5 protein-coding genes are annotated in these 3,463 nt (G+C 72.7%); 2 read left to right on the forward strand and 3 right to left on the reverse strand.

Annotated features, from left to right (window positions below; translation table 11 throughout):
• Positions 1-86: 86 nt before the first annotated feature.
• Positions 87-1,469, reverse strand: coding sequence for a tRNA (N6-isopentenyl adenosine(37)-C2)-methylthiotransferase MiaB (miaB, locus tag FV223_RS23160; RefSeq protein ID WP_147729193.1), 1,383 nt, complete (start codon positions 1,467-1,469; stop codon positions 87-89).
• A gap of 103 nt (positions 1,470-1,572) precedes the next feature.
• On the opposite strand from miaB, the gene FV223_RS23165 reads away from it, so the two are divergent.
• Together FV223_RS23165 and FV223_RS23170 are read left to right on the forward strand one after the other, a co-directional pair.
• Entirely contained in the window at positions 1,573-1,878 is a 306-nt protein-coding gene (locus FV223_RS23165; RefSeq protein ID WP_147729197.1) for a type II toxin-antitoxin system RelE/ParE family toxin, read from the forward strand.
• Positions 1,875-2,174, forward strand: a complete 300-nt coding sequence (locus tag FV223_RS23170; RefSeq protein WP_147729194.1) for an addiction module antidote protein — start codon at positions 1,875-1,877, stop codon at positions 2,172-2,174. The genes FV223_RS23165 and FV223_RS23170 overlap by 4 nt, the downstream gene beginning before the upstream one ends.
• Positions 2,175-2,180: 6 nt before the next feature.
• Here FV223_RS23170 and FV223_RS23175 read toward each other — a convergent pair whose 3' ends face one another.
• Together FV223_RS23175 and FV223_RS23180 are read right to left on the reverse strand one after the other, a co-directional pair.
• The gene (locus FV223_RS23175; RefSeq protein ID WP_147729195.1) at positions 2,181-3,056 is read right to left on the reverse strand and encodes a lysophospholipid acyltransferase family protein; all 876 of its coding nucleotides are present in this window, start codon (positions 3,054-3,056) and stop codon (positions 2,181-2,183) included.
• A gap of 7 nt (positions 3,057-3,063) precedes the next feature.
• The coding region (locus tag FV223_RS23180) for a GNAT family N-acetyltransferase (RefSeq protein ID WP_147729196.1) at positions 3,064-3,463 on the reverse strand (400 nt) is incomplete at its 5' end.

A 3,463-nucleotide genomic window follows, 5' to 3' on the forward strand; every position in this document is an offset into this window, starting at 1 on the left:
GCCCGCGCCCGCGCAAGGGGCCGCTGCGCCCGGCCGTTCCGTCGAATGACGCCACGAACACTCCCTTCATCGCCCGGCCCGCCGCCCTACGCGGCCGCCGCGGCCTCGATCGCCGCGCCGAACAGGCTGTTGGTCCCCGCCTCGACGATGCGCACGGGCACGACCTGCCCGATACGGGAGGTGGGGGCGTCGAACTGAACGGCGAGCAGGTGCGGCGTCTTGCCCGCGACCTGGCCGGGCCTGCGGCCGGCCTTCTCGACCAGGACCTCGACCACCTGCCCCACCGCCGCGCGCTGGAACGCGTGGCGCTGCGCGTCGAGCAGCGCCTGCAGCGCGTGCAGGCGGCCGGTCATCACGTCCTCCGGGACCGCGTCGCTGCGCTCGGCGGCCGGCGTGCCGGGGCGCGGGCTGTACTTGAAGGAATAGGCGCTCTCGAACCCGATGTCGGAGACGAGCCGCATCGTGTCGGCGAACTCGGCGTCGGTCTCGCCGGGAAAGCCGACGATGAAGTCCGAGGACAGGGCGATGTCGGGGCGGGCCCTGCGGACGCGGTCGATGATCCGCCGGTAGGCGTCCCCGGTGTGGCGGCGGTTCATCGCGGACAGGATCCGGTCGGAGCCCGACTGCACCGGAAGGTGCAGGTAGGGCATCAGCGCCGGGATCTCGGCATGGGCCGCGATCAGGTCGTCGCCCATGTCGTTGGGGTGGCTCGTGGTGTAGCGGATCCGCGCGATGCCCGGCACGCGCGCCACCGCGCGGATCAGATCGGCCAGCGTCGCCGCGCCGCCGTCGGCCCCGAGCCCGTGATAGGCGTTCACGTTCTGGCCGACGAGGCCGATCTCGCGGACCCCACCGGCGGCGAGCTTCTCCGCCTCCGCGACGACGGCGGCGACGGAACGCGAGACCTCGGCGCCGCGGGTGTAGGGCACCACGCAGAACGCGCAGAACTTGTCGCAGCCCTCCTGCACCGTGAGGAAGGCGGAGACGCCCGCGGTGCGGCGCGCCGGCAGGTGGTCGAACTTGTCCTCGACGGGGAATTCGGTGTCGACCACGCGCCTGGCATGCGAGCGGGCGAGCAGGTCCGGCAGCCGATGGTAGCTCTGCGGCCCGACGACCACGTCCACCACGGGCGCGCGGTGCAGGATCTCGGAGCCTTCCGCCTGCGCGACGCAGCCGGCGACGACGATGCGGGTGTCGCGGCCTTCGAGCTTCCGCGCGTCCTTGAGCACGCGCAGCCGGCCGAGCTCGGAATAGACCTTCTCGGCCGCCTTCTCGCGGATGTGGCAGGTGTTGAGCACCACCACGTCCGCCTCCTCGACGGCGTCGGTGGCGGAGAACCCCTGCTCGGCCAGGACGTCCGCCATGCGGGCGGCGTCGTAGGCGTTCATCTGGCAGCCGTAGGATTTGACGAAGGCTTTTTTCGACACCGCGTCGGGTCCCGGGTTCCTTGGGATACGGCGCGCGAACATCTCTGCGGCCGAGGCGGCACGCCTCTATCATAGATCCGGCCCGCCGTCGCGACCCGGTCCGAGCGCTTGCCAGTCCGTATCCTATAGAATACGAACATTTAGGATTCCGGTCCGACGCACGGCTGATTTCGATGCTTGGCTCGGCGCCTTGCGGGATCCGCGTGCCAAGGCGCGGATCGCGATCCGGATCGACCGTCTCGCTCTGGGCAATGCCGGCGACGCGAAGCCGGTCGGCTCCGGGGTGAGCGAGATGCGCATCGATTACGGACCTGGCTACCGACTGTACTTCATCCGTCGCGGCGAAGCCCTGATCGTTCTGCTCTGCGGCGGAGACAAGGGCAGCCAGCAACGGGATATCGTGCGGGCCAGGGCGCTGGCCGCAGATCTGAAGGATGGAGACGGCGGATGACCGAGACGCAGCCCTACGATTCGGCAGACTATCTCGAGACCGACGAGGCGCTGGCGGAATACCTCACCGCGGCCTTCGAGGAAGGAGACACGGCGCTCTTCCGCCACGCGCTCGGCGTCGCCGCCCGCGCCCGCGGCATGACGCGGATCGCCCGCACCTCCGGCCTGTCGCGCGAGAGCCTGTACAAGGCCCTCTCCGAGGAGGGCAATCCGAGCCTCGATACGACGGTGCGCGTCCTGAGGGCGATGAACCTGCGGCTGACGGCGACCGTGCCGCACGCGACCGAACCGGCCTGACGGGATTCAGGCGGCCGCCGTGCCGTCCGTGAGGCCCGGCAGCGGCCGGGCGGGCGCGTGGCCCGGCACCCCCGCGTGGCCCTGCATCGCCCCCGGGCCCTTCATCGCGGCGCGGACGGCGGCCTCGGCCTGGACCGTGACGGCCTTGCGGTCGGTGCCGGCCTCGAAGGCGATCGGCTGGCCCCAGACCACGTGGACGTCGATCGGCCCGCGCTCGAAGAACAGGGCGAGATGGGGGGCGAGGTCCATGTCGCCGTACCACGCGATCTCGGGGCGCTCGGCCCGGCCCACGGGCAGGCCGTTGCGGCGCGGATAGGTGATCGCCAGGGGCTGCAGGCGGATGCGGTCGAGGCCGCCGTCGGCCCCTCGCGCCTGGATCGCGGCCCGCGCCGCGCCGACGAGCGAGGAGCGGAACGGCAGCAGGCGGGTGCCGTCGCCGGTGGTGCCCTCGGCGAACAGCACCACGAGCTCGCCCCGCGCCAGCCGGTCGCCGATCGCGGCGTTGACGGTCGCGGTCGCGCCGCGCCGCGCCCGGTCGATGAACACCGTGCGCTGGAGGGCGGCGAGCGTGCCGATCACCGGCCAGCCGGCGATCTCGGACTTCGCCACGAAGGAGAGCGGCCGCAGCGAGCCGACGGCGATGATGTCGAGCCAGGAGACGTGGTTGGCGAGCACCAGCGCGGCCTCGCCGGGGCGGGGCGGGGTGCCGCTCTGCGTCACGCGCACCGAGAACAGGGCCAGGAACACCCGGTGGAACAGCGCCGGCGCGAGGCCCCATCCGCGGCGCTCGCCGAAGCGCAGGGCCAGCCAGTGCGGACCGGCGAGCAGCGCGAAGGCCAGCGCGCAGACGACCAGGCGCAGGGCCACCCCGACGCGCGTCACCGGGCGCTCACGTCAGGTCGGCGCGCATGGTGAGCGCGGTCGCGCGGCTGCCGTCGGCCTGCGCGTAGTAGCCGGTCCGCGTGCCCACCCGGATGAACCCGTGCCGGGCGTAGAGCTTGAGCGCGGGCGCATTGCCCTCGTCGACCTCCAGGTGGACCTGCGCGACGCCGATCAGCGCCAGGTGCCCGAGATGCTCGCGCAGCAGCCGATGGCTCAGGCCGCCGCCGCGGGCGGAGGGCGCCAGCACGACGGTGAGGATCTCGGCCTCGTCGGCGACCTTGCGGGACAGGATGAAGCCCTGCATCGCGCCGGCCCGCCACAGGGCGTGCCCCTGCGTCGCGCGCTCGCACAGCATCCGCTCGAACTCGTGCGCGTCCCAGGGCCGCGCGAAGGCGGTGGCGTGGAGC

Origin of the sequence: Methylobacterium sp. WL116 (genome assembly GCF_008039455.1) — a bacterium.
GTDB lineage: Bacteria > Pseudomonadota > Alphaproteobacteria > Rhizobiales > Beijerinckiaceae > Methylobacterium.